Source organism: Streptomyces sp. NPDC013455, from assembly GCF_040632975.1.
GTDB lineage: Bacteria > Actinomycetota > Actinomycetes > Streptomycetales > Streptomycetaceae > Streptomyces.
On the sequence record NZ_JBEYCX010000020.1, the window covers coordinates 67486 to 91848 of the forward strand.

Genomic DNA, 24363 nt, shown 5'->3' on the forward strand with positions numbered 1-24363 from the left:
GCGGCGCCGCCCCCCAGCGCTGTGAGCTACGGACCGTTCCGCTGCCCGACCCGGACCCGGCCCCCGGCACCGGCCTGTCGGGCAAGCGGTTCCTCATCATCGGTGACGGACCCGCTCAGGGGGTCACCCCGGGCGAAGTCGAGGGCGAAGGCCACAGCGAGGTCGAAGGTGAGGGAGGGGTGGGCGGCGGCGGCAGCGTGGTGGCCGAGGTCGCGGCCCGGCTCGCCGCGTACGGCGCCGACGCCGTGACCGTCGACCGCGCCCGGCTGCTCGGCCCGCCCGACGGCCCGCCCGACGGCTCACCCGACAGTCCACCTGACAGCCGGGCCGACGGTCCGGCCGACAGCCCGTCCGACGGTCCGGCAGACGGTTCGTCCGACGGTCCGGCAGACGGTTCGGCCGGCGGTCCGGCAGACGGTTCGGCCGGCGGTCTGGCAGGCGGTTCGGTCGGCGGTCTGGCAGGCGGTTCGGCCGGCGGTCCGGGCGGCGGCGGGCCCGATCGTACGGCCGGTGGCCCCGTCCACGGTGTCCTGTACCTGGGCGCGCTGTCCGGTTCCGGCGTCCCCGTGCTGCCGGACGCCTTCCCGCTGCTCCAGGCGGCGTTGGCGCGCGACCCCCGGGTGCTGCTGGCCGTGCGTGCCGCCGACGGCGCCGGGGCGCTGCGCGCGGCGGGCCTGGACGGCCTCGTCCGCAGCGTCGGCCGCGAGTACCCGCACCTGCGGGCACGGGTGCTGGCGGTCGGCGACACCAGCCCGGCGGCCGTCGCCGAAGCGGTGCTCGCGGAACTGCGGGCCCCGGAAGCGGCCCCCGTCGTGCTCCGCACGCCCGCCGGACAGCGCCGGGGCGTGCAGCTCGTGCCCGCGCCCCTCGGCCCGCTCGGCACGACCGGCGCCGGGCCGGCCGGGGACGGCGCCGCCGAGGCCGCCGCGCTCGGGCTCGACCGGGACTCCGTGATCCTGCTGGTCGGCGGCGCCCGTGGCATCACCGCGCGGTTCGCGAGCGCGCTGGCCGCCGCCTGCCGGTGCCGGATCGAGCTGCTGGGCCGAACGCCCGCGCCCACCGCATCCGAGGCCCCGCACACCGCGGCCGCCCGCACCCCGGCCGAACTGCGCGCCGCGCTCGCGGCGAGCCCCGGCGCTCCGAAGCCGGAGCCCGCCGGAATCAACCGCGCGGCCCGACTGATCCTCGCCCAGCGGGAGATCGCCGCCACGCTCGCCGAACTCGGCGCCCTCGGCAGCCCGGCCCGCTACCGCTCGGCCGACGTCCGGGACCGGGACGCGGTCCTGCGGTCGGTCAAGGAGATCCACGCCGAACACGGCCGCCTGGACGGTGTGGTCTTCGCCGCCGGAGTGATCGAGGACCGGCTGATCGCCGACAAGACACCGGAGTCCTTCCGCCGGGTCTACGGCACGAAGACGGCCGGGGCCGCCGCGCTGTTCGCCGCGCTGGACGACCTGCCTGCCGCGCCGGCCTTCACCGTGCTGTTCGGCAGCATCGCCGCCGTCCTCGGCAACCGGGGACAGGCCGACTACGCCGCCGCGAACGACGCCCTGGAGGTGCTCGGCGCCGACCGGGCCCGCCGTACCGGCCGGCGCACGCTCACCGTCCACTGGGGTCCCTGGGCGCCGGCCGGCCACCACACCGGCATGGTCGGTGCGGAACTCGGCCGCGAGTACGCCCGGCGCGGGGTCGCGCTGATCGACCCGGACGAGGGCACCGCGGCCCTGCTCCGCGAACTCGCCTGGGGTGACCCGGCGACCCGCGCCGTCGTCTACACCGCGTCGGGCTGGTGAGATGACGGAACGCCAGACACCCGTCGCCATCGTCGGCATGGCGGTCCTGCTGCCCGGCGCCGCCGGCCTGGACGCCTACTGGCGCAACCTGCGGGACGGCGCCGACGCGATCAGCGAGGTGCCCGCCGGTCGCTGGGACGCCGACCACTACCGTCCCGGCTCGGCCGCCGGACCCGCCGTCGCCGGCCAGGTGTACTGCCGGCGCGGCGGGTTCGTGGACGGCCTGGCCGAGGTGGAGGTCACCCGCTACGGCGTCATGCCCGCCTCGGTGCCCGTCACCGAGCCGGACCAGCTGATCGCCCTCGACGTGGCCGCCGCCGCGCTCGCCGACGCGGGCGGAGCGGACCGGCTGCCCGAGCGGCACCGGGTCGGTGTCGTCCTGGGCCGGGGCGGCTACCTCACCCCCGGCCTGGCCCGGCTCGACCAGCGGGTGCGCACCGCGAGCCAACTCGTCCGCACGCTAGGCGAGTTGCTGCCCGACCTGGCACCCGGCCAGCTCGAACGCGTCCGGGCCGCCTTCACCGAGCGGCTCGGCCCCGACAGCCCCGATGCCGCGATCGGCCTGGTCCCCAACCTCGCCGCCTCCCGCATCGCCAACCGCCTCGATCTGCGCGGCCCCGCGTACACCGTGGACGCGGCCTGTGCCTCCGCCCTGGTCGCCGTCGACCAGGCGGTCGCCGCGCTCGCCGCCGGCCGCTGCGACCTCATGCTGGCCGGGGGAGTGCACCACTGCCACGACATCACCCTGTGGAGCGTCTTCTCCCAGCTGCGTGCCCTGTCCCCGACGGAGCGCATCCGCCCCTTCCACCGTGACGCCGACGGCATCCTCATCGGTGAGGGCACCGGCGTCGTCGTACTGAAACGGCTTGCCGACGCCGAACGCGACGGTGACCGCGTCTACGCGGTGATCCGCGGTACCGGCATCGCCGGCGACGGCCGTACGGCGGGGCTCGTCAACCCCGATCCGGGCGGGCAGACCCGGGCCGTGCGCCAGGCCTGGCGGGCCGCCGGACTCGACCCCGCCGCGCCGGACTCGGTCGGTCTGCTGGAGGCGCACGGCACGGCCACGCCCGCCGGTGACACGGCCGAACTCACCACGCTCGCGGAGGTGTTCGGACCGGGTGCGGGCTACGGCCGCGACGAGCGCCCGGTGCTCGGCTCGGTGAAGTCGATGATCGGGCACACCATGCCGGCGGCGGGCGTGGCGGGCCTGGTGAAGGCCGCGCTCGCCCTCCACCACCGCACCCTGCTGCCCACCCTCCACTGCGACGACCCCCACCCCGGCCTCGCCGCGACGCGCTTCTCGCCCCTGGAGTCCGCCCGGCCCTGGGAGACCGGCCCGCGGCAACCCCTCCGGCGGGCCGCGGTGAACGCGTTCGGGTTCGGCGGGATCAACGCCCACGTGGTGCTGGAGGAGCCGTCGCACGGCCGTCGCACCGCGGTGCGGTCGTCACACGGCCATCCCGCCGCGGTGCGGTCGTCACACGGCCGTCCCAACGCGGAGCGCGCCCGCGCCGACGACCGCCCGTCAGTGCAGCAGGCACCCACTCCGGCGGCCGCGCGCCCCGCCTCGCCCCACCCGCGCGTCACCGAGCCCGAACGCGTTCTCCTGCTCGCGGCCGACAGCGTGCCCGCGCTCGCCGCGCTGCTCGATGCCGAAGACCGGGCCGTACTCGCCGCCGGACTCGACGTCGCCGGGCGCGGTGCCGCCGGGCTCGACGCCGTCGCATTCGACGTCGCCGCGCCCGATGCCGCCGTACTCGACGTCGCCGGACTCGGCGCCGCACGGGGGCCCCGCCCCGGCCCCGGCCCGGTGCGGCTCGCCGTCGTGGACCCGGGCGCCAAGCGGCTCGCCCTCGCCCGCCGCGCGGTCGCCCAGGGGCGCCCCTGGCACGGCCGCGGTGACGTGTGGTTCCGGCCGGCCCCGCTGCTCGGCCCGGCGGGCGGCAGGCTGGCGTTCGTCTTCCCCGGTCTGGAGGCCGACTTCACGCCCCGCACCGACGACGTCGCCGCCCACTTCGGTCTGCCCCCGGTCACCGGCACCGGCCCGGACCTGCCGGTCGGCGACGTCGGCCGGCACGGCTTCGGCGTCGTGGGCGTGGGCCGCCTGCTCGACCAGGCGCTGCGCCGCATGGGCGTCGTACCGGACGCGGTCGCCGGGCACAGCGTCGGTGAGTGGACGGCCATGGCCGCGGCCGGGCTGTACCCGGCCGACCAGGTGGACGCGTTCATGGCCGGGTTCGACCCGGACTCGGTCACCGTCCCCGGCCTCGTCTTCGCCGCCGTCGGCGCCTCCGCCGCCCGCGTCCGCGCCGCCCTCGCGGGTGGCTGGGCGGACTCCGGGATCGTCCTCTCCCACGACAACGCGCCTCGCCAGTCCATGGTGTGCGGCCCCGGCACGGCGGTGCGGGAGTTCGTCCGGTCCCTGCGCGCGGAGGGCGTGCTCTGCCAGGTCCTGCCCTTCCGGTCCGGCTTCCACACGCCGATGCTCGCACCGTTCCTGGCGCCCATCAGGGCGGCCGCCGACCGCTTCCGTCTCCACCCGCCGACCGTCCCGGTGTGGTCCGGGACGACCGCGGCGCCCTTCCCGCGGGACGAGCCGGCGATCCGCTCACTCTTCGTACGGCACCTGCTGGAGCCCGTCCGCTTCCGTGAGCTGACCGAGGCCATGTACGCTGCCGGTCACCGCGTCTTCGTCCAGACCGGCCCCGGCCGGCTCACCTCCCTCATCACCGACACCCTCGGCGACCGCGACCACCTCGCCGTCGCCGCCAACTCGCCCCACCACACGGGCCTCGGCCAACTCCGGCGGGTCGCCGCCGCGTTGTGGACGGCCGGCGCGTCCGTGGCGGCGACGGCAGCACGGCAAGCCCCGGCACCCCGGCCGGACGCGGCACGCCGGCCCGTCCGGCTCGACCTCGGCAGCGCCCTGGTCTCCCTCGACGCCCGGACCCGCGAGGCGCTGCGCTCGGAGCTAGGAACGGCCGGTCCGGCCCGACGACCGGCGGAACCGACCGCGCGGCCGGAAGGCTCTCCTCCGCGGTCGGACGGACCAGTTGTGCGGTCGGGTGAAGGAGCCGCACGGCCGCAAGAGACAGCCGTACCTGCCCCAGGGCCGGGGGAGACAGCCGTACGCGCGCCACGGCCGGGGGAGACAGCCGTACGCGCGTCACGGCCGGGCGTCTCTCCCGCGGCTCCGCGGACCTCTCCCGCGGCTAGGAGCGCACGCGCCGCGCCCGTCCCCGCCCTCGACGAGCTCGCCCGCCGGCACCCGGCCGCCGCCGAACTGACCGCCCTGCTGCGGGACACCGCGGACACGGCGGCGGAACTGATCGCCGCGGGCCGCCGGCGCGGTGACCGCCACCCCCCGGCCCCCGCCCCCGCCGCAACCACGGCATCCGAACCCGCACCCGCGCCCCCGCCCCCCGCAAGCCCCCACCCCACCCCCACCCCCACCCCCACACCCCCGGGAGCCCCCACGGCACTCACCGGCACCCCCGCCACCACGACCCTGCACGTCTCCCCGCGGGTCATGCCCCACCTCCTCGACCACTGCTTCTTCCCCCAGCGGCCCGGCTGGCCGGAGGTGGAGGACCGCTGGCCGGTCGTGCCCGCGACCACGATCGTGCGGCACATGATGGACGCGGCGGAGGCGGCGGCCCCCAGCCTGCTCGCCGTCGCCGTGCACGGCGCCCGCTTCGACCGCTGGCTCACCGCCACACCCCCCGTCGACGTCCCGGTCACCGTCACCGCGGACACCGGCCGCCCGGACCGGGTCGCCGTCACCTTCGGCACCACCGCCCGTGCCGTGGTCGAACTCGCCGCACGGCACCCGGCGCCACCCCCGCCGAGCCCCCTCCCGGGCGAGCCGGCGCGCCCGCCGGAGCACACCGCCAGGCAGCTGTACGACGAGCGCTGGATGTTCCACGGCCCGGTCTACCAGGGCCTGACCGAGCTGAGCGCGATCGGCGAGCGGCACGTCCGCGGAGTGATCACCACCCCCGCCGCGCCCGGTGCCCTGCTGGACAACGTGGGGCAGCTGCTCGGCTACTGGATCATGGCGACCCGGACCGAGCGGACCGTCGTCTTCCCGGTGCGGCTGGGGGAGGCGCGCTTCCACGGACCGCACCCCGCGCCCGGCACCGGCGTCCACTGCGTGCTGCGGATCACCTCGCTCACGGACACCCTGCTGGAGGCGGACGCGGAGCTGACCGTCGGCGGCAGGGTGTGGGCCCGGCTGACCGGCTGGCAGGACCGCCGCTTCGACAACGACCCCACGACCCGGCCCGTCGAACGGTTCCCCGAGCGCCACACCCTCGCCACGGCCATGCCCGGGGGCTGGGCGCTGGTGCACGAGCGGTGGCCCGACCTGGCCTCACGCGAACTGATCATGCGCAACTCGCTGGGCAGAGCGGAACGCGCCGCGTACGCCGCGCGCCCCCCGCGCGGCCGCCGGCAGTGGCTGCTCGGCCGGATCGCGGCCAAGGACGCCGTACGGCAGTGGCTCTGGCAGCACGGCGAAGGGCCCGTCTTCCCGGCGGAACTGCGCATCCGCAACGACGAACTCGGCCGCCCCTACGCCACCGGCGTACACGGCCGCGCCCTGCCCCCGCTCGACGTCTCGCTCGCCCACCGGGCCGAGGCCGCCGTGGCGATCGTCCGGCCGCACTCGCCGGGGCCCGGCCCCGGCATCGACATCGAAGAGGTCACCGAGCGCGACCCGGCGACGCTCACCACCGCACTCGGCCCGGCCGAACTGCGGCTGCTGCGCGCCCGGTGCGCGGAGGGCGGCGAGCCGGAAGCCGTGTGGTTCACGCGGTTCTGGGCCGCCAAGGAGGCGGTCGCCAAGGCCGAGGGCGTCGGATTCGGCGGCCGCCCGAGGGACTTCACCGTCCTGGAGACCTCCCCGGACGGCGGCCGGCTGCTGGTCTCCGGCCGCCTGGAGCGCGCGTACACCGTGCGCTGCGCCCCGGTGAGCAACCCGGCCGCCCTGCCCCGGCGCGCCTATGTGGTGGCCTGGACCACGGGCCCCTCAGCCGACGACGAACCCCCCGACGCACCAGCCGAGGAGTACGCCCGATGAACCCCACCCAGCCGGTCCCGCCGGAGCCCACTGCCGACACCGTGCTCGCCGACGTCACCGGCATGCTCCGCACGGTGCTGGCGGAGTACGGCGACGACGACCTGGTGATCGGGATGTCCACCACCTTCAACTGCGACCTGGGGCTGGAGAGCATCGACCTCGTCACCCTGGCGGGCCTGCTGGAGGAGCGGTACGGGAAACGCGTCAACCTCGCCGCGTTCCTGGCCGGCATGGAGTTCGACGAGATCATCGATCTGACCGTCGGCCGGCTCGTGGAGTACGTGCTGTGGAGCCTGAAGACCACCCGGGGGGCCTGAGCGATGGCGATGGTCGACGCCGGCGGCGTCCGGCTGCACGTCCAGCGGACCGGCCCCGCCGACGGCCGCGCCCCGCACGGCACCGTCGTCCTGGTCCACGGGCTGCTCACCGACAGCCTGGCCAGCTACTACTTCACCGTCGCCCCCCGGTTCGCGGCCGCCGGACTCGACGTCGTCATGTACGACCTGCGCGGCCACGGCCGCAGCGAGCGCCCCCCGGACGGCTACACCCTGGACCACAACATCGACGACCTGGCGGCCCTCCTCGACCGGCTCGGCATCGGCGGCCCCGTCCACCTGGCCGGCAACTCCTTCGGCGGCACCATCGCCTTCGGCTACGCGGCCCGCCACCCCGGCCGCGTGGCCGGCCTGACCCTGATCGAGTCCGAGCCGGCGACCGCCGCCTGGGCCGCGAAACTCGGCGGCATCCTGCGCCGGGTGACGACCGAGCTGGCGCACAACGAACCGGACGCGATCGCCTGGATCACCGCCCACCGCGGCCACAACACCGCTCGCCTCGCCAAGGGCGCGGCCCGTCTCGCCCGCGAGACGACCCTCGCCCGGGACGTGCCCGCCAGCCGGGTACTGACCGCGGCCCAGATCGGAGCCGTACGCTGCCCGGTCCTCGGTGTCTACGGCGGCGACTCCGACCTGGCGGACCTGGTGCCGGCGCAGCGGCGGCTGCTGACGGACTTCCGGGCGGTCGTCCTGCCGGGGCACGCACACTCGGTCCTGGTCGAGGCGCCCGGCCCGGTCGGCGCGCACATCCTGGACCAGGTCCGGGCGGGGGCGGGCGTCCGGTGAGCGGCTTCCTCTTCGTCGTCCCGCCGCTGACCGGGCACGTCAACCCAGCCGTCGGCGTCGCCGCCCGGCTCGCCGCGCACGGGCACCGGGTGGCCTGGGTCTGCGCCGACCCCGCGCTGGTACGGCGGCTCGCGGGCCCGGACGCCGAGGTGTTCGGCTGCGCGGGACCGGTGCCGGGCGCCCCGGGCGCCGTACGCCCCCCGGAGCTGCGGGGCGCGCGGGCGCTGCGGTTCCTCTGGGAGTGGTACCTGCTGCCGCTCGCCGACGCGATGGCGCCGGGCGTGCGCGCGGCCGCCGAGGCGGTCCGCCCCGACGTCGTCGTCGCCGACCAGCAGGCGTTCGCCGGGGCATTGGTGGCCGAGCGCCTCGGCCTGCCCTGGGCCACCTCGGCGACGACGTCCGCCGAGTTCGCCGGCGCCTACGACGGCCTGCCCAGGGTCGCCGACTGGCTGCGGCAGCGCCTGACCGGGCTGCGCGCCCGCATCGGCGACCCGTCCGGTACCGCCGACCCCCGCTTCTCGCCCCACCTCACGCTGGTCTTCTCCACGCCCGCACTCATCGGCGCGCGGGCGCCGTCGGCGCCGCACATCCACTACGTCGGACCGTCGCTCACCGGCCGCCCGCCCGGACCGGACTTCCCGTGGGCCCGGCTGGATCGCGGCCGGTCCACGGTCCTGGTCACCCTCGGCACGGTCAACGACGACGCCGGCGGACGCTTCCTCGCCGCGTGCCTGACCGCGCTGCGCGACCGCGCCGACCGGATCCAGGCGGTGATCGCCGACCCGGGCGGCACCCTGCCCGTGCCGGCGGACGACAAGGACGTCCTGGTCCTGCCGTCCGTGCCCCAGCTCGCGCTGCTCCGGCGGACGGACGCCGTCCTGTGCCACGCGGGCCACAACACCGTGTGCGAGGCGCTGTGGCACGGCGTCCCGCTCGTCGTCGCGCCCGTCCGGGACGACCAGCCGGTGGTCGCGGGGCAGGTCGTGGACGCCGGCGCGGGCGTCCGGGTCAGGTTCGGCCGCACCACCGCGGCCCGGCTGGGGGAGGCCCTCGACACCGTCCTGCACGACCCCGCCCACCGGGCCGCCGCCGCCCGGGTCCGAGCCGCGTTCCGCGCGGCGGGCGGTGCCCGGGCCGCGGCGGCCCACCTCGAACGACTGGCAGCGGAGGACCGATGAGCGACGCCCGGGACAACTCGTCGGCCCGCGTCGCCGCCCTGCGCCCCGGCTACCAGGCCGACCTGGCCGGCGGCACCGACCGCTTCCTCGCACCCCGCCGCACCAGCTGCCCCTGGTGCGGCTCCGGGCGGCTCACCCACCGCCTGCGCACCACCGACCTGCTCCAGCACAAGCCCGGCCGCTTCTCGCTGGACCGCTGCGCCGACTGCGGCCACGTCTTCCAGAACCCGCGACTGACCGCCGAGGGACTGGAGTTCTACTACCGGGACTTCTACGACGGGCTCGGCGAGCGGCGGATGAGCGGGACCTTCGGCGGGCGCGGCGCGATGTACCGGGGCCGCGCGGAGGCGATGCTGCCCTACGACCCCGCGCCGAAGACCTGGCTGGACGTCGGCACCGGCCACGGCCACTTCTGCGCGGCCGCCCGCGCCGTCCTGCCCGGCACCGCCTTCGACGGGCTCGACTTCACCGACGGCGTCGACCTCGCCGCCCGCGAGGGCCGCGTGGACCACGCCCACCGCGGCGCCTTCCCCGACCTGGCTCCCGGACTCACCGCCCGCTACGACGTGGTGAGCATGTTCCACTACCTGGAGCACAGCACCGACCCCGACCGCGAACTGCGCGCCGCCCACCGGGCGGTACGCCCCGGCGGCCACCTCCTGATCGAGGTACCGGACCCGGAGAGCCGCCTCGCCCGGCTCCTCGGCCGCTGGTGGCTGCCCTGGCTCCAGCCGCAGCACCTGCACCTCATGCCGGTCGCCAACCTCCGTCACCGTCTCGCCGAGCTCGGGTTCACGGTGCTCGCGGAACAGCACGCCGAGGCGCACGATCCGGTCGACCTGCTCGCCGCGGTCTGGCTCGCGCTCGACCACCACGCCCCCCGCGAGGACGCGCCCTGGCTCCCCGAGCCGCCCGGCGCCCCGCGCCGTGCCGCGCGCACCGCGCTGCTCCTGGCCGGTGTCCCCGCGCTGCTCACCGCCACGCTCCTGGACCGCTGGGCGCTCCGCCCGCTGTCCCACCGCCTGCCCCTGTCCAACGCCTACCGCCTGGTGGCGCGCCGGGACTGATCCGCGCACGGCCACCCTCTCCACACCCGAGCGGGCGCGTACCCGGGGGAGGGCCGTCGGGCGCGGGAGATCCCGTGTGACACCGGAATGTCCGAAAATATGACGGGCGGGGCGCGGTGCCGTCGCCGGGCGAGTGCGCGGGAGCCGCCGTTCAGCGGCGACCAGGTAGCCTTCCCTCGGGGCGTGCTTCTCATGCGACGGCCCGGTATGCCGGAGAGCAGGATCAGCGACAGGGGAGGAACCGGCGGTGCACGTCCAGGAATGGCTCGACTCGGTGCCCGCGGCCGCCGTATACGCCGTGGTGGCCCTGGTGATCGGTCTGGAGAGCCTCGGCATCCCGCTGCCCGGCGAGATCGTCCTGGTCTCCGCGGCGCTGATGTCCTCGCAGCACACGGGCGTCAACCCGGTGATCCTCGGCGCCTGCGCGACCGCCGGTGCGGTGATCGGCGACTCCATCGGCTACGCCATCGGCCGCAAGGGCGGACGCCCGCTGCTGGCCTGGCTCGGCCGGAAGTTCCCACGCCACTTCAGCGCGGGACACGTCGCCACCGCCGAGCGCTCCTTCGAGAAGTGGGGCATGTGGGCGGTCTTCTTCGGCCGTTTCGTCGCCCTCCTCAGGATCTTCGCCGGCCCGCTGGCGGGCGTCCTGCACATGCCGTACTGGAAGTTCCTGACGGCCAACGTCCTCGGCGGCATCTTCTGGGCCGGCGGCACCACGGCCGTCATCTACTACGTCGGCGTCGTCGCCGAGGACTGGCTGAAGCGCTTCTCGTACCTGGGCCTGGTGGCGGCCCTGCTGATCGGCGTCACCTCGATGCTGATCCTGAAGCGCAAGGCGAAGAAGGCCCAGGCGGAGCAGCCCGAGCCGGAACCGGTGGCCGCCGGGGACTGAGACGCCCCCGCGTTCAGCCCTGCTCGTGCACCCCGCGGTGCGCCTTCGCCAAGTCGGCGTAGAACGTGCCGTTCAGGATGACCCCCTCCCGCTCCTCCTGGGACAAGGGCCGCTTCACCTTCGCCGGCACCCCCGCCACCAGCGAGCCGGGCGGCACCACCATCCCCTGCGGCACCAGGGCCTGCGCCGCGATCAGGGATCCCGCCCCGATCACCGCACCGTTGAGCACGGTGGCCCCCATCCCGACCAGGCAGTCGTCCTCCACGGTCGCCCCGTGCACCACCGCGTTGTGTCCGATGGACACCCGCTCGCCGACGGTCACCGGGAAGCCGGGATCGGCGTGCAGGGTGACGTTGTCCTGCACGTTCGCCCGCGCCCCCACCGTGATCCTCTCGACATCACCGCGCACCACCGCCCCGTACCAGACACTGGCCCCGGCGTGCAGCGTGACATCCCCGATCACGGAGGCCGAGGGGGCCACGAACGCCTCCGGGTCGATCCGCGGCTCCTTGCCCCCGATACCCACGACCAGCGCCTTGTGCGTCATCACCGTCTCCTCGTGTCGGCAGTACACGGCACGGTACGACACCGCGTGGGGCAAAGATCACAGCGGTGCGGGCTCTCACCGGAAACAACCGGTGAGTAACGTGAGCGCGTGCCGAAGCGCAAGAACACGTTCTCATCCTGGCGACGGGGCCTGGCCCAGCGCGCCGTCCACGCGGCGTGGTCGTGGGTGCAGCGCACCGGCTCCGTGACGGCCGAGCACCCGGCGGGCTTCCGTTTCCGCTCGCTCGGCGAGGCCACCCGGCTGGCCTTCCCGCTCGGCACGGTCTTCGGCGAACCCTGGATCCGCATCGGCTCGTACTGCATCATCGCCGAGCAGGTCACCCTCACCGCGGGTCTGATGCCCGACCTCGACCTCGGCCCGGAAGCGATCCTGCGGATCGGTGACGGCGTGGTCCTCGGCCGCGGCAGCCACGTCATCGCCGACACCACGGTGACGATCGGCGACGACTGCTACTTCGGCCCGTATGTCTACGTCACCTCCACCAACCACTCCTACGACGACCCGCACGAGCCCATCGGCAAGCAGTGGCCGCGGATGGAGCCGGTCGAGATCGGCCCGGGCTGCTGGATCGGCACCGGCGCGGTGATCCTGCCGGGGGCGCGGATCGGCCGGAACGCCGTCGTGGCGGCGGGCGCGGTGGTCCGGGGCACGGTGCCCGACCACGCGGTGGTGGCCGGGGCGCCGGCCCGGGTCGTGCGGCGCTGGACACCCGAGGACGGCTGGCAGCCGCCGCTGCGGACCCCGGCCCCCGTGCCGATCCCGGACGGTACGACGCCACAGCAGCTGCGGGCGCTGGCGGACCTGGCCGAGGACGAGGTGGCGAAGCTGGCCGCGCTGGAACCCGAGGGCTGACGCGGAGCCGCTCGGACGGCAGGCGGCGGCAGCATGCCGGGCGGCGCCGTCCCTGGCGCGGGCGACCTCGCAGTACAGTTCGCTGTACGAGCGGGTGCACCTGACCGTAGTCCCGGTCGAGCGGACCGCACCCACCACAACGATCGGCCTTGTCGGAAGTGGACGGAACGTGTCGGACCTCGAACTCCTGACCCAGTCCCTGGCGCGCAACGTCAAGCACTGGCGCGCGGTGCGCGGCTTCACGCTGGACGTGCTCGCCGCCCGGGCCGGTGTCAGCCGTGGCATGCTCATCCAGATCGAGCAGGCCCGGACCAACCCCAGCATCGGCACGGTCGTCAAGATCGGCGACGCGCTCGGCGTCAGCGTCACCACGCTCCTCGACTACGACCAGGGCCCCACGGTCCGCGTCGTCCCCGCCGACCGGGCCGTACGGCTGTGGCACACCGAGGCCGGCAGCTACAACCGGCTGCTGGCGGGCACCGAGGCCCCCGGACCGCTGGAGATGTGGGACTGGCGGCTGATGCCGGGCGAGAGCAGCCCCTCCGAGCCGCACCCCGTGGGCACGGTCGAGCTGGTCCACGTCACCGCCGGTGAACTGACGCTCACCGTGGAGGGCGAGGAGTACCGCGTCCCGGCGGGTGCCAGTGCCTCCTTCGAGGCCAACGTCCCCCACCGGTACGGCAATCAGGGCGACGTGCCGATGGAGATGGTGATGGCGGTGTCGGTCCCGCCCGTGCCCTGAGACGCCAGAACGGCGGGCGGGCCGCTGTTGCTAGCGTGCGGCCATGCGCGCACCCATCGGACACTTCGACACCGCCATCCCCGCCCCCGACGCCCTGGACGAGCTGACCGCTCCCGTCGCCGACGCCGTACGCCACTGGCAGGGCGCGGTCCCGGCCGACCGGATCGTCTACGTCGACACCGACCCGCAGTGGGCCGACACGGCCGTCTTCGTGGAGCACTACGGCCGCGACCTGCTGGAGCAGTCGGCGAACTGCGTGGTGGTCGCCGGCAAGCGGGCGGGTGCGACCACCCTGGCGGCCTGTGTGGTGCCGTCCACCACCCGGGTCGACGTCAACGGCGCCGTGCGGCGCCAACTGGGCGCACGCAAGGCCTCGTTCGCCTCGATGGAGACGGCGACCGGCGAGACCGGCATGGAGTACGGCGGCATCACCCCGGTCGGGCTGCCCACCGGCTGGCCGGTGCTGGTGGACGCGGCCGTCGTCGAACTGCCCTACGTCCTGGTCGGCAGCGGCCGCCGGCGCGGCAAGCTGCTCGTGCCGGGCAAGGCCCTCGCCGAACTGCCGGGCGCGGTCGTCCTGGAGGGACTGGGCGTCGCCTGACCTCAGGCCGCCGCGTGGTGGGCCAGCGTGAGATGCGGGTCCGCCTCGCCCGGAACGGGTGCCGGGTCGGCGTGCACCAGGGCGGCCGTCAGCCGCGGTACGGCGTGCAGCAGGGCGTGTTCGGCCTCGACGGCGATCGCGTGCGCCTGCCGCAGCGTCGCCTCGCCGTCCACCACCACCGCGAGTTCGGCCCGCAGCCGGTGCCCGATCCAGCGCAGCCGCAGCTCGCCCACCCCGCGCACCCCGGGAACCTCGCGCACCGCCCGCTCGGCCCGGTCCACCAGCGCCGGGTCGACGGCGTCCAGCACCCGCCGGAAGACCTCCCGCGCCGCGTCCCGCAGCACCAGCAGGATCGCGGCGGTGATCGCCAGTCCGACGACCGGGTCGGCCGACCGCCAGCCCAGCGCCGAGCCCCCGGCCCCCAGCAGCACGGCCAGCGAGGTGAATCCGTCGGTACGGGCGTGCAGCCCGTCGGCGACGAGGGCGGCCGAGCCGATCTCCCGGCCCACCCGGATCCGGTACCGGGCCACCCACTCGTTCCCGGCGAAGCCGAGCAGCGCGGCCCCGGCGACCGCCGGCAGGTGCGCCACCGGGCGCGGTTCGAGCAGCCGCCCGACCGCCGTCCAGCCGGCGAAGGCCGCCGACGCGGCGATGGTCAGCACGATCACCAGACCCGCGAGATCCTCGGCCCGGCCGTAGCCGTAGGTGAACCGGCGGGTCGCCGCCCGCCGGCCCAGCACGAAGGCGATGCCGAGCGGGACGGCGGTCAGCGCGTCGGCGGCGTTGTGCACCGTGTCCCCGAGCAGCGCCACCGATCCGGAGACGGCGACCACGACCGCCTGCGCCAGCGCGGTCGCGCCCAGCACGGCCAGCGACGCCCACAGCGCGCGCGTGCCCCGCGCCGAGGCCTCCAGTGCCGCGTCCAGCTTGTCGGCGGTCTCGTGTGAGTGCGGGGTGAGTAGATGGCCGAGGCGGTGCCGCAGACCGGGGGAGTGGGCGTGCCCGTGTCCGTGACCTCGCGCGCGGCCGCCTCCACGGGGGTGCCCCGGCCCGTGCGCGTGGCCGTGCCCGTCGTGCCCGTGCGAGTGGCCACGGTCCGCGTGCGGGTGGTCCCGGTTCCCGTGCCGGCCGCCGGCGTCCCGGGGCCGGTGGGCGTGCGGTCCGTGCTCGTGCGGTCCGTGCTCGTGCGGGCCGTGCTCGTCGGGGTGCCGGTCGCTCACATCGATCCCCTTCCGGTGCGTGGATGGACGCGCGGCGTCCATGGCGCCATTATGTGCGTATGAGCGCACGCATGCACCTGTCACCTGCGCACCATGCGCATGAGCACACCCCCGGCGAGGAGCAGTTCGCGCTCGCCGCCGAGCTCCTCGCCCTGCTGGGCGACCGCACCCGGCTCGTCCTGCTGCACACGCTGGCCTCCGGCGAGGCCGACGTCACCACGCTCACCGGGGCGTGCGGCGCCGCCCGGCCCGCCGTCAGCCAGCACCTGGCCCGGCTGCGCCTCGCCGGCCTGGTGGACACCCGGAAGGAGGGACGCCGCGTGATCTACTCGCTCCGCCACGGGCACCTGCGCCGACTGGTCGGGGAAGCCCTGAAGACGGCCGACCACCGCCTTGCCGAGCGGTCCGGTGACGCCCCGCCGTGAGCCGGGCGCCGCCGGGGGCTCAGTACGCGCCGGCGGTGCCCAGGTACTGCTCGGCGAACGCCGCGGCCGCCGCCGGCGAGGTGAACAGCCGCCGCAGCCGCGCCAGCGTGGTGCCGGCGCGGTACGGGTCGCCGCAGGACGTGCCGTGGTAGACCTCCGAGAGCCACGCCGAGAACTCCTGGTAGTCCCACACCCGCCGCAGACACGCCTCGGAGTAGCCGTCCAGCCCGCTGCGGTCGCCCTTCGTCAGCTGCGCGACCAGACCGTCGCCGAGCAGGAAGGCGTCGTTCAGGGCCAGGTTCATGCCCTTCGCGGCGATCGGCGCGACGAGGTGCGCGGCGTCCCCGGCGAGGAAGAGACGGCCGAACACCATGGGCTCGACGACGTAGTTGTGCATGTCCAGCACGCGCTTCTCCACCAGCCGCCCCTGCGTCAGCGGTGGGCGGTCCGCCGCGCCCAGACGCCGCTGGAGCTCCTCCCAGACCCGTCCGTCCGGCCAGTTGCCCGGGTCGTCGCCGGGCGGGCACTGGAGGTAGTAGCGGGTCATCTCGGGGCTGCGGGCCATGTGGCCGGCGAACCCGTCGGGGTGCATGCCGAAGAGCACCCGGTCGGCCGACGGCGGCGCCTCGGCGAGCAGCGCGAGCCAGCCGATGCCGTAGTCGTGCCGGGAGATGCGGGCCCGCGCCGGCAGCGCCTGCCGGCTCGCCCCGCGGGCCCCGTCGCAGCCCGCCACGAAATCGGCGCGCACCAGCCGCCGCTCACCGCTGTCCGGGTCGGTGTACGAGACGGAGGGCCGGCCGGAGTCCACGTCGTGCAGGCGGACGTCCCGCACGCCGAAGCGGATGTCGCCGCCGCGCACGTCGGCGTACTCGTGGACGAGGTCCGTCACCAGCAGCGGCTGCGGGTAGATCCAGTGGTGCCGGCCCGTCAGCTCGCCGTAGGCGAACCGGTGGGCGCGGCCGTCGAAGCGGAACTCGCACTCGGTGTGCCGCTGGGCGCGGACCGTCAGGCCGCCCGCCAGGCCCCGCCGTTCCAGGCCGCGTACGGCCCACTCCTCGATGACCCCGGCGCGTGGCCGCCGCTCGATGAACTCGCGGCTCTCGGCCTCCAGCACCAGGCAGTCGACGCCCGCGGCGCGCAGGATGTTCCCGACGGTCAGGCCGGCCGGCCCGGCGCCCACGACGACGACCGGAAACCGTTCGGGGGCAGGGGAGTTGGAGTGGGGGGAGGGTGACGTCACGCGAGCATTATGACGGTGTCCCGTCAGCGGATCCGACGGGACACCGGGTGCGGGCCGCGGGCGGGCCGGCGTGCGGCCCGCGGGGCGATCACCGGGCCAGTCGGGGAATCTCGATCGCCGGGCACCGGTCCATGACCATCTCCAGGCCGGCCGCGCGGGTCCGCTCGTAGGCCGCCGGGTCGACGACGCCCAGCTGGAACCACACCGCCTTCGCGCCCCGGGCCACGGCCTCGTCGGCCACCGCACCGGCCAGCGCGCTGTTGACGAAGACGTCCACCACGTCCACGTCGAAGGGGACGTCCGCGAGGGAGGCGTAGCCCCGCTCCCCGTGCACGGTCTCGGCCTTCGGGTGCACCGGCACGACCCGCTTGCCGAACCGCTGGAGCACCTGGGCCACCCCGTAGGCCGCCCGGCTCCGGTTCGAGGACAGGCCGACCACGGCCCAGGTGTCCCCCAGGTCGGTCAGGATCCTGCGGATCGTCGCGTCGTCGCCGTACATCGGCCGCCTCCTCGGGCTGCGGGAACTGTGTGCCGGGGCAACAGCACCCGGGTGGGTGCCGATTCCCGCCGTACCCCGGCACGGTGACCGGAATCGGCGCGAGCTGCCTGCGTACGGCCGCGCGTCCGCCTACGCTCGGGCCGTGCTGCGCATTCTCGACGCCCGAACCGGTGAGCCCGTCCCCGCCGCGCCCGCCCGCCGCGGCCTGACCCGCATCGGGGTCCACGCCTCGGGCCTCGATCCGACCGGCCTGCGGGTGCTGCTCACCGCCGACCTGCTGGTCCGGGCCCTGGAACTGGGCGGGACCCCGGTCTGGACGATCCTCACCGCGCCCCGCGACCAGCCCGAGCTGCGCACGGCCGCCGCCCGGCTCGCCATCCGCCCCTTCGAGGACGGCCGCGACCTCGCCTCCGGTCTCGGCGAGGCCCAGGCCCTCCACGTGGCCCGGCGGGGCTTCGAGGACACACCGGGGGAGGGCCCGGTGGTGTCGGTGGCCCCGGTGGAGTGGACGGCCGGAGCCGGCCCGGCCGCCGGGCAAGCGGCCGGCGGGACGGAGGGGGGACCCCGTGCCGGGGAAACGGCCGGCGGGACGGAGGGGGGAATTCGTACCGGGGGAGCGGCCGCGGAGGGGGGAGCCGGTGCCGCCGCCGGTCGCTCCGAAGGCCGCTCCCTGCCGCCCGTGCTCCTCGCCGACCCCTCGGCCCTCCGGCTCGCCCTGCTCGCCGTCCCGCGCGGGGAGCCCGCGCGGCTCGACCCCGGCGCACTGGACGACGCCGCGCGGGGCCTGGCCCGATGGCGGCGGGCCGTCGCCGGGTGGGCGCGGCGGCCCTCGCGGCCGGTGCCCGGCGAGGTGCGGGAGCGGCTGCGGGCGGCCTGGGAGGACGACCTGGACCTGCCCGCGGTGCTCGGCGTCCTGCGCGAGGTGGAGAGCGCGCCCGGGATCCCCGACGGCGCCCGCTTCGAGACCTACGCCTACGCCGACCGCCTGCTCGCCCTCGACCTGGCGCGCGACCTCGGGAGCCCGGCGTGAACCGGCCGGCGGGCACCGGCCCGCTGCGCCGGCTGGTGGTGCTGCGGCACGCCAAGTCCGCCTGGCCCGAGGGCGTCGAGGACCACCGCAGGCCGCTCGCGCCGCGCGGGTTGCGGGACGCGCCGGCCGCCGGCCGCGCCCTCGCCGCCGCCGGTTCCCTGCCCGACCTCGCCCTGTGCTCCACCGCCGTGCGCGCCCGCCGCACCTGGGAGCTCGTCTCGGCCGAGTGGGCCACTCCGCCGCCGGTGCACTACGACGGGCGGCTGTACGCGGCCGGCGTACCGGAGCTGCTCGCGGTCGTCCACGAGGTGCCGCCGGAGGTGCGGACGCTGCTGCTGATCGGTCACAACCCCGGCCTGGAGGAGCTGGTGCCGGCGCTGGCCGCCGACGGTCTGGACGACACCCTGGACCGGGTGCGGCACAAGTTCCCGACCTCCGCGATCGCCGTGCTCGCCTGGCACGGCGCCGGCTGGCCGGCCCTCGCCCCGGGCGCGGCCCTGCTGACCTCGTTCACCGTGCCACGGGGGAGGAAGAGGTAGCCGGGGGCGTCCCGGCGGTCACATAGGCTGGCGGGATGCAGGACGAGTACCGCACGGTCGCCCGCGCGGGCGTGCACGAGACCGAGATCAACCGCTCCCGCTTCCTGTGCGCCCTCGCCCCGGCCGCCACCGAGCAGGAGGCGCAGGACTTCATCGCCGCCGTGCGCAAGGAGCACGCCGACGCCACCCACAACTGCTGGGCCTACGTCATCGGCGCCGACGCCTCCGTGCAGAAGGCCAGCGACGACGGCGAACCGGGCGGCACCGCCGGCGTGCCCATGCTCCAGATGCTCCTGCGCCGTGACATGCGCTACGTCGTCGCCGTCGTCACCCGTTACTACGGCGGCGTGAAACTCGGCGCGGGCGGGCTCATCCGTGCCTACGGCGGTGCGGTCGGCGAGGCCCTGGACGCGCTCGGCACGCTCACCCGGCGCCGCTTCCGGCTGGCCACGGTGACCGTCGACCACCAGCGGGCGGGCAAGGTCCAGAACGACCTGCGGGCCACCGGCCGCGAGGTGCGCGACGTCCGCTACGGCGAGGCCGTCACCATCGAGATCGGCCTGCCGGACGCCGACGTGGACGCGTTCCGCGGCTGGCTCGCCGATGTGACGGCGGGCACGGCCGGCTTCGAACTGGGCGGCGAAGCCTACGGAGACGCCTGACTATTGCCGCGAATCGGTCATAACGCCCCTTTGTTGTGCGGGGTGTGGCGGCCCGGTACGGGAGTAACCGCCCGTGATGTCGGACGCGGCCGTTAGGGTCGGTCACCATGAGACTGCTGCACACGTCCGACTGGCACCTCGGCCGGGCCTTCCACCGGGTGAACCTGCTCGGGGCCCAGGCGGAGTTCATCGGTCACCTCGTCACCACCGTGCGTGAGCGCGAGGTCGACGCGGTGGTCGTGTCGGGCGACGTGTACGACCGCGCGGTCCCCCCGCTCGCCGCCGTCGAGCTGTTCGACACCGCCCTGCACCGCCTCGCGGACCTCGGCGTGCCCACGGTGATGATCTCCGGAAACCACGACTCGGCCCGCCGCCTCGGCGTCGGCGCCGGACTCATCGGCCGGGCGGGCATCCACCTGCGCACCGAACCGTCCGCCGCCGGCACCCCGGTCGTCCTCCGCGACGCCCACGGCGACGTCGCGTTCTACGGCCTGCCGTACCTCGAACCCGCCCTGGTGAAAGACGAGTTCGGCGTCGACAAGGCGGGCCACGAAGCCGTGCTCGGCGCCGCCATGGCCCGCGTCCGCGCCGACCTCGCCACGCGCGCGCCGGGCACCCGCTCCGTCGTCCTCGCCCACGCCTTCGTCACCGGCGGCGAAGCCAGCGACAGCGAGCGGGACATCACCGTGGGCGGGGTGGCCGCCGTACCGGCCGGCATCTTCGACGGCGTCGACTACGTGGCGCTCGGCCACCTGCACGGCTGCCAGACCATCACCGAGCGCGTGCGCTACTCCGGCTCGCCGCTCGCCTACTCCTTCTCCGAGGCCGGCCACCGCAAGAGCATGTGGCTGATCGACCTGGACGCGGCCGGTTCGGTCACCGCCGAGCGCGTCGACTGCCCCGTGCCACGCCCGCTCGCCCGCCTCCGCGGCACCCTGGACGACCTCCTCGCCGACCCGGAGCTGACCCGTCACGAGGACGCCTGGGTCGAGGCCACCCTCACCGACCCGGTCCGCCCGGCCGACCCCATGGCCCGCCTCACCGAGCGCTTCCCGCACACCCTCAGCCTGGCCTTCGCCCCCGAGCGCACCGCGGACGGCCTCCGGGTGTCGTACGCCCGGCGCCTCGCCGGCCGCAGCGACCAGCAGATCGCCCAGGACTTCGTCGCCCACGTGCGCGGCGCCGGACCCGACGAGCGCGAGGCGGCCGTGCTGCGCGAGGCGTTCGACGCCGTACGCGCCGACGCCGCCGTACGGGAGGTGGCCCGGTGAGGCTGCACCGCCTCGACATCACCGCCTTCGGGCCCTTCGGCGGCTCCCAGACGGTCGACTTCGACGCGCTGTCCGCCGCCGGCCTCTTCCTGCTGCACGGCCCCACCGGCGCGGGCAAGACCTCCGTCCTGGACGCCGTCTGCTACGCCCTGTACGGCTCCGTCCCCGGCGCCCGGCAGGGCAGCCAGGGCATGCACCTGCGCAGCGACCACGCCCGGCCCGGCACCCGCACCGAGGTCCGCCTCGAACTCACCGTCGCCGGACGCCGGCTGGAGATCACCCGGCAGCCCCCGTGGGAGCGCCCCAAGCTGCGCGGCAAGGGCACGACGGTCGACAAGGCCCAGACCTGGCTGCGCGAGTACGACACCCGGGCCGCCGCCTGGAAGGACCGCAGCCGCTCCCACCAGGAGATCGGCGCCGAGGTCGAGCAGCTGCTCGGCATGAGCCGGGAACAGTTCTGCCAGGTCGTCCTGCTGCCCCAGGGCGACTTCGCCCGCTTCCTGCGCGCCGACGCCGAGGCCCGCGGCAAGCTGCTCGGCCGCCTCTTCGACACCCAGCGCTTCGCCGACGTCGAGAAGCGCCTCGCCGAACGCCGGCGCGCCACCGAAGCCCGCGTGCGCGAGGGCGACACGGCCCTGCTCGCCGACGCCCACCGCATGCAGCAGGAGGCGGGCGACGCCATGGAGCTGCCCGACCTGACCGCCGGCGACCCGGGCCTGGCCGAGGCCGTCCTCGGCGCCGCCGCCGTCGCCCGCAGCACGGCCCGGGAACGCCTCACCGTCGCCCAGTGCCGGCTGGCCGCCGCCGAGTCCGCCCACGCCGCGGCCCGGCGCGCCCTGGACGACGTACGCGAACTCGCCCGCCTCCAGGCCCGGTCCGCCGAGGCCCGGCAGCGTGCCGAGCGCCTCCGGGAGCGGGCCGGCGCCCACCGCGAGGCACAGGAGCGCATGGCGCGGGCCCGCAAGGCGGAGGCCGTCGCGCCCGCGCTGGAGCTGCGGGAGGAGGCCGAGAGAGAACACCGCCGGGCCGCCGCGGCCGAGGCGCACGCGCGCGGCCGGCTCCCCGGCACCCGCGCCGACGCGGACGCGAGCGGCCTCACCGCCGCCGCCCGCCGGGCCGCCGAGGAGCTGGGCGCCCTGGACGCGGCCCGGCGCGCCGAGCGACGGCTCGCCGAACTCGCCGACGAGCGCGCCGCACTCGACCGGCAGGAGCGCGCCGACGAGGACGTCCTGCGCGAGGCCGACGCCTGGCTCGCCGACTGGGACGGCACCCGCGCGGCCCTGCGGACCCGGATCGACACCGCACAGGAGGCCGCCACCCGCGCCGAACAGCTCGCCGTCCAGCGCACCCCCGTGCAGCGCCGCCTCGACGCGGCCCGCGCCCGCGACCGGCTCGCCGCCGACCTCGACCAGGCCCGGCAGCAGGCGCGCACGGCGGAACAGCACGCCCTCGACGCCCGCGCCCACTGGCTCGACCTCAAGGAACAGCGCCTGAACGGCATCGCGGCCGAACTGGCCGCGCACCTCACCGCCGGCGAGCCGTGCGCGGTCTGCGGAGCCACCGAACACCCCGCCCCCGCCCGCAAGAGCACCGGACACGTCGACCGCGAGACCGAGGAACGCGCCCTCGCAGCCTCCCAGCGGGCCGAGGAGCAGCGCACCGAGGCCGAGCGGCGCCTCGGGCTGGTCCGCGAGGCCCTGGCCGCCGCCACCGCCGAGGCCGGCGACGGCCCCACCGCCCGGCTCGCCGCCGAGGCCGCCGAACTGGAGCGGGAGTACGCCCGCGCCCGCGGCGACGCCTCGGCCCTGCACGCCGCCCAGGAGCAGCTGCGGCGGGCCGAGCAGGAGCGCGAGCAGCGGCTCGCCGACCGCCAGCAGGCCGCCGTACGCGCCGCCTCCCGGCTCACCAGGCGGGAGACCCTGGAGCGCGAACAGGCGCTGCTCGAAGGGGAGCTGCGGCAGGCGCGCGGGAGCGCCGGGAGCGTGGCCGAACGCGCTGCCGAGCTGGAGCGGCTCGCGGCACGGCTCGGCGACGCCGCCGACGCCGTGCGCGCCGCGGAGGACGCGGCCCAGCGGCTGAAGGACGCCGACGCCCGCCTCGCCGACGCCGCCTACCGGGCCGGCTTCGACACCCCGCAGGCCGCCGCGGCGGCCCTCCTCGACCCGGCCGCCCACCGCGAGCTCCAGCACCGCCTGGACGCCTGGCAGCAGGAGGAGGCCGCCGTCCGCGCGGTCCTCGCCGAGGCCGGCACCGCCGCGGCCGCCCAGCAGCCGCCCGCCGACCCGGCCACGGCGGAGCGGGCCGCGGCCGAAGCGGAACGGCGGCTGCGCGAGGCCGCCTCCGCGCGCGATGCCGCCGCCCGCTGCGCCACCGAGCTGGACCGCCTCTCGGCCCGGGCCACCGAGGCCGTACGCCGGCTCGCCCCGGTGCGCGCGGAGTACGACCGCGTGGCCCGGCTCGCCGCCCTCACCGCGGGCACGTCCGCCGACAACGAACGCCGGATGCGCCTGGAGTCGTACGTCCTGGCGGCCCGGCTGGAGCAGGTCGCCGCCGCCGCGACCGCCCGCCTCCAGCGCATGTCGTCGGGCCGCTACACCCTCGTCCACTCCGACGACCGCACCGGGCGCGGACGCAGCGGACTCGGGCTGCACGTGGTCGACGCCTGGACCGGACGCGAACGGGACACCGCGACCCTGTCCGGCGGCGAGACCTTCTTCGCCTCCCTCGCCCTCGCCCTCGGCCTCGCCGACGTCGTCACGGACGAGGCGGGCGGCGTCCGGCTGGACACCCTCTTCATCGACGAGGGCTTCGGCAGCCTGGACGACCAGACGCTGGACGAGGTCCTGGACGTCCTGGACGGCCTGCGCGAACGGGACCGCAGCGTCGGCATCGTCAGCCACGTCGCCGACCTGCGCCGCCGGGTCCACGCCCAGCTGCAGATCGTCAAGGACCGCTCGGGCTCGACACTGCGCCAGCGGGGTGCCTAGCCAGGGGGTGCGGCACCCCGCTGGCGGCCAGCGGCCGTCGGGGCAGTGGGGAGGAGTACACGACGCTGGTCGTCACCGAGCCCAGCGCGCCGATCTTGCCGGAGACCTCCTCCAGGTGGGACATGGACCGCGCGGCGACCTTGATGACGAAGCAGTCGTCACCCGTCACGTGGTGTGCCTCCAGGATCTCGGGCGTGGCGGCGACCAGGTCGTGGAAGGGCTTGTAGTTGCCGGACGGATCCTGCGGGGCACTGCGCCATTCGCCCCGGGGGAGGGTGTAGCGCAGCCGCACGAACGCCAGGATCGGCAGGCCCAGCCGTTCGGTGTCGACCACCGCCGCGTACCCCTCGATCACGCCCGCCTCCTCCAGCCGCCGCACCCGCTCGGTGACGGCGCTGGGCGACATGGACACGGCGCGCGCCAGCTCGGCGTAGCTGGCCCGTCCGTCGCGCTGGAGGACTTCGAGAATGCGCCAGTCGGTGGCGTCCGGGGAATACACGGTCATCCCGGATGGATAGCAGGGGAATCCCCGGCCGGGCAAGGGCAAGGCGGTGGATCTCCCCTTCAGCGGACGGCGCAGGGGACATAGATTT

The 24363-nt window shown here is 76.0% G+C and carries 20 protein-coding genes and 2 pseudogenes; 17 read left to right on the forward strand and 5 right to left on the reverse strand.

Features of this window, described 5'->3' with window-relative positions; genetic code table 11:
- Nucleotides 1-309 precede the first annotated feature (309 nt).
- The 8 genes and pseudogenes from ABZ576_RS27435 to ABZ576_RS27470 all read left to right on the forward strand — a co-directional run.
- Nucleotides 310-954, forward strand: a pseudogene (locus ABZ576_RS27435) (hypothetical protein); the annotation flags it as partial.
- A gap of 8 nt (nt 955-962) precedes the next feature.
- A pseudogene (locus ABZ576_RS27440) lies at nt 963-1793 on the forward strand (SDR family oxidoreductase); the annotation flags it as partial.
- A gap of 1 nt (nt 1794) precedes the next feature.
- Nucleotides 1795-6876: a beta-ketoacyl synthase N-terminal-like domain-containing protein gene (locus tag ABZ576_RS27445; RefSeq protein ID WP_360746253.1), complete on the forward strand. Its 5082-nt coding sequence runs from the start codon at nt 1795-1797 to the stop codon at nt 6874-6876.
- The gene (locus ABZ576_RS27450) at nt 6873-7193 is read left to right on the forward strand and encodes an acyl carrier protein (protein ID WP_360746256.1); all 321 of its coding nucleotides are present in this window, start codon (nt 6873-6875) and stop codon (nt 7191-7193) included. Before ABZ576_RS27445 ends, ABZ576_RS27450 begins: the two co-directional genes overlap by 4 nt.
- Before the next feature lie 3 nt (nt 7194-7196).
- Nucleotides 7197-7997, forward strand: coding sequence for an alpha/beta hydrolase (locus tag ABZ576_RS27455; RefSeq protein ID WP_360746259.1), 801 nt, complete (start codon nt 7197-7199; stop codon nt 7995-7997).
- On the forward strand, nt 7994-9175 hold the full coding sequence (locus tag ABZ576_RS27460) for a glycosyltransferase (protein WP_360746262.1): 1182 nt from the start codon (nt 7994-7996) through the stop codon (nt 9173-9175). Before ABZ576_RS27455 ends, ABZ576_RS27460 begins: the two co-directional genes overlap by 4 nt.
- Nucleotides 9172-10242 carry a class I SAM-dependent methyltransferase gene (locus ABZ576_RS27465; protein WP_360746265.1) on the forward strand — a complete coding sequence of 357 codons (1071 nt, stop codon included), beginning with the start codon at nt 9172-9174 and terminating at the stop codon, nt 10240-10242. The genes ABZ576_RS27460 and ABZ576_RS27465 overlap by 4 nt, the downstream gene beginning before the upstream one ends.
- Before the next feature lie 247 nt (nt 10243-10489).
- Nucleotides 10490-11134 carry a DedA family protein gene (locus ABZ576_RS27470; RefSeq protein ID WP_360746268.1) on the forward strand — a complete coding sequence of 215 codons (645 nt, stop codon included), beginning with the start codon at nt 10490-10492 and terminating at the stop codon, nt 11132-11134.
- A gap of 13 nt (nt 11135-11147) precedes the next feature.
- Here ABZ576_RS27470 and ABZ576_RS27475 read toward each other — a convergent pair whose 3' ends face one another.
- The gene (locus tag ABZ576_RS27475) at nt 11148-11681 is read right to left on the reverse strand and encodes a gamma carbonic anhydrase family protein (protein WP_360746271.1); all 534 of its coding nucleotides are present in this window, start codon (nt 11679-11681) and stop codon (nt 11148-11150) included.
- Between the two features lie 108 nt (nt 11682-11789).
- On the opposite strand from ABZ576_RS27475, the gene ABZ576_RS27480 reads away from it, so the two are divergent.
- The 3 genes from ABZ576_RS27480 to ABZ576_RS27490 all read left to right on the forward strand — a co-directional run bounded on the left by ABZ576_RS27480 (nt 11790) and on the right by ABZ576_RS27490 (nt 13897).
- Complete coding sequence (locus ABZ576_RS27480; RefSeq protein ID WP_360746274.1) at nt 11790-12554, forward strand: acyltransferase; 765 nt, start codon at nt 11790-11792, stop codon at nt 12552-12554.
- Nucleotides 12555-12723: 169 nt separating this feature from the next.
- Nucleotides 12724-13296 carry an XRE family transcriptional regulator gene (locus ABZ576_RS27485; protein WP_360746277.1) on the forward strand — a complete coding sequence of 191 codons (573 nt, stop codon included), beginning with the start codon at nt 12724-12726 and terminating at the stop codon, nt 13294-13296.
- A gap of 43 nt (nt 13297-13339) precedes the next feature.
- On the forward strand, nt 13340-13897 hold the full coding sequence (locus tag ABZ576_RS27490; protein WP_360746280.1) for a YbaK/EbsC family protein: 558 nt from the start codon (nt 13340-13342) through the stop codon (nt 13895-13897).
- 2 nt (nt 13898-13899) lie between these two features.
- Here the strand turns inward: ABZ576_RS27490 and ABZ576_RS27495 are convergent, their stop codons facing one another.
- Nucleotides 13900-15159 carry a cation diffusion facilitator family transporter gene (locus ABZ576_RS27495; RefSeq protein ID WP_360746283.1) on the reverse strand — a complete coding sequence of 420 codons (1260 nt, stop codon included), beginning with the start codon at nt 15157-15159 and terminating at the stop codon, nt 13900-13902.
- A 17-nt stretch (nt 15160-15176) separates the two neighbouring features.
- Between ABZ576_RS27495 and ABZ576_RS27500 the strand changes: the two genes are divergently transcribed.
- Nucleotides 15177-15542: a metalloregulator ArsR/SmtB family transcription factor gene (locus ABZ576_RS27500; RefSeq protein WP_360746287.1), complete on the forward strand. Its 366-nt coding sequence runs from the start codon at nt 15177-15179 to the stop codon at nt 15540-15542.
- Nucleotides 15543-15561: 19 nt separating this feature from the next.
- On the opposite strand, the gene ABZ576_RS27505 is transcribed toward ABZ576_RS27500, so the two are convergent.
- Together ABZ576_RS27505 and ABZ576_RS27510 are read right to left on the reverse strand one after the other, a co-directional pair.
- A complete protein-coding gene (locus ABZ576_RS27505) occupies nt 15562-16782 on the reverse strand; it encodes a 4-hydroxybenzoate 3-monooxygenase (RefSeq protein ID WP_360746290.1) in 1221 nt (406 codons plus the stop codon).
- A gap of 88 nt (nt 16783-16870) precedes the next feature.
- The gene (locus ABZ576_RS27510; RefSeq protein WP_360746293.1) at nt 16871-17281 is read right to left on the reverse strand and encodes a CoA-binding protein; all 411 of its coding nucleotides are present in this window, start codon (nt 17279-17281) and stop codon (nt 16871-16873) included.
- Between the two features lie 142 nt (nt 17282-17423).
- Between ABZ576_RS27510 and ABZ576_RS27515 the strand changes: the two genes are divergently transcribed.
- The 5 genes from ABZ576_RS27515 (at nt 17424) to ABZ576_RS27535 (ending at nt 23770) form a co-directional block, all read left to right on the forward strand.
- The gene (locus ABZ576_RS27515) at nt 17424-18311 is read left to right on the forward strand and encodes a hypothetical protein (RefSeq protein WP_360746296.1); all 888 of its coding nucleotides are present in this window, start codon (nt 17424-17426) and stop codon (nt 18309-18311) included.
- Nucleotides 18308-18850, forward strand: coding sequence for a histidine phosphatase family protein (locus ABZ576_RS27520; RefSeq protein WP_360746299.1), 543 nt, complete (start codon nt 18308-18310; stop codon nt 18848-18850). Before ABZ576_RS27515 ends, ABZ576_RS27520 begins: the two co-directional genes overlap by 4 nt.
- 35 nt (nt 18851-18885) lie before the next feature.
- Nucleotides 18886-19512 (forward strand): YigZ family protein, encoded by a 627-nt coding sequence (locus ABZ576_RS27525; RefSeq protein WP_360746302.1) that lies wholly within the window; start codon nt 18886-18888, stop codon nt 19510-19512.
- Between the two features lie 107 nt (nt 19513-19619).
- Nucleotides 19620-20783: an exonuclease SbcCD subunit D gene (locus tag ABZ576_RS27530; protein WP_360746305.1), complete on the forward strand. Its 1164-nt coding sequence runs from the start codon at nt 19620-19622 to the stop codon at nt 20781-20783.
- Nucleotides 20780-23770 (forward strand): SMC family ATPase, encoded by a 2991-nt coding sequence (locus ABZ576_RS27535; RefSeq protein ID WP_360746308.1) that lies wholly within the window; start codon nt 20780-20782, stop codon nt 23768-23770. The genes ABZ576_RS27530 and ABZ576_RS27535 overlap by 4 nt, the downstream gene beginning before the upstream one ends.
- Here ABZ576_RS27535 and ABZ576_RS27540 read toward each other — a convergent pair.
- The gene (locus tag ABZ576_RS27540; protein WP_360746311.1) at nt 23727-24275 is read right to left on the reverse strand and encodes an Lrp/AsnC family transcriptional regulator; all 549 of its coding nucleotides are present in this window, start codon (nt 24273-24275) and stop codon (nt 23727-23729) included. The genes ABZ576_RS27535 and ABZ576_RS27540 overlap by 44 nt on opposite strands.
- Nucleotides 24276-24363: the final 88 nt, after the last annotated feature.

What these genes read in the sequence shown, in the direction of transcription:
- ABZ576_RS27490 (WP_360746280.1), top strand. Translation starts at nt 13,340, where the DNA reads ATGCGCGCACCCATCGGACACTTCGACACCGCCATCCCCGCCCCCGAC.
- ABZ576_RS27450 (WP_360746256.1), top strand. Translation starts at nt 6,873, where the DNA reads ATGAACCCCACCCAGCCGGTCCCGCCGGAGCCCACTGCCGACACCGTG.
- ABZ576_RS27475 (WP_360746271.1), bottom strand. Translation starts at nt 11,681, where the DNA reads ATGACGCACAAGGCGCTGGTCGTGGGTATCGGGGGCAAGGAGCCGCGG.
- ABZ576_RS27465 (WP_360746265.1), top strand. Translation starts at nt 9,172, where the DNA reads ATGAGCGACGCCCGGGACAACTCGTCGGCCCGCGTCGCCGCCCTGCGC.
- ABZ576_RS27540 (WP_360746311.1), bottom strand. Translation starts at nt 24,275, where the DNA reads ATGACCGTGTATTCCCCGGACGCCACCGACTGGCGCATTCTCGAAGTC.
- ABZ576_RS27530 (WP_360746305.1), top strand. Translation starts at nt 19,620, where the DNA reads ATGAGACTGCTGCACACGTCCGACTGGCACCTCGGCCGGGCCTTCCAC.
- ABZ576_RS27510 (WP_360746293.1), bottom strand. Translation starts at nt 17,281, where the DNA reads ATGTACGGCGACGACGCGACGATCCGCAGGATCCTGACCGACCTGGGG.
- ABZ576_RS27525 (WP_360746302.1), top strand. Translation starts at nt 18,886, where the DNA reads ATGCAGGACGAGTACCGCACGGTCGCCCGCGCGGGCGTGCACGAGACC.
- ABZ576_RS27455 (WP_360746259.1), top strand. Translation starts at nt 7,197, where the DNA reads ATGGCGATGGTCGACGCCGGCGGCGTCCGGCTGCACGTCCAGCGGACC.
- ABZ576_RS27500 (WP_360746287.1), top strand. Translation starts at nt 15,177, where the DNA reads ATGAGCGCACGCATGCACCTGTCACCTGCGCACCATGCGCATGAGCAC.
- ABZ576_RS27495 (WP_360746283.1), bottom strand. Translation starts at nt 15,159, where the DNA reads ATGGACGCCGCGCGTCCATCCACGCACCGGAAGGGGATCGATGTGAGC.
- ABZ576_RS27445 (WP_360746253.1), top strand. Translation starts at nt 1,795, where the DNA reads ATGACGGAACGCCAGACACCCGTCGCCATCGTCGGCATGGCGGTCCTG.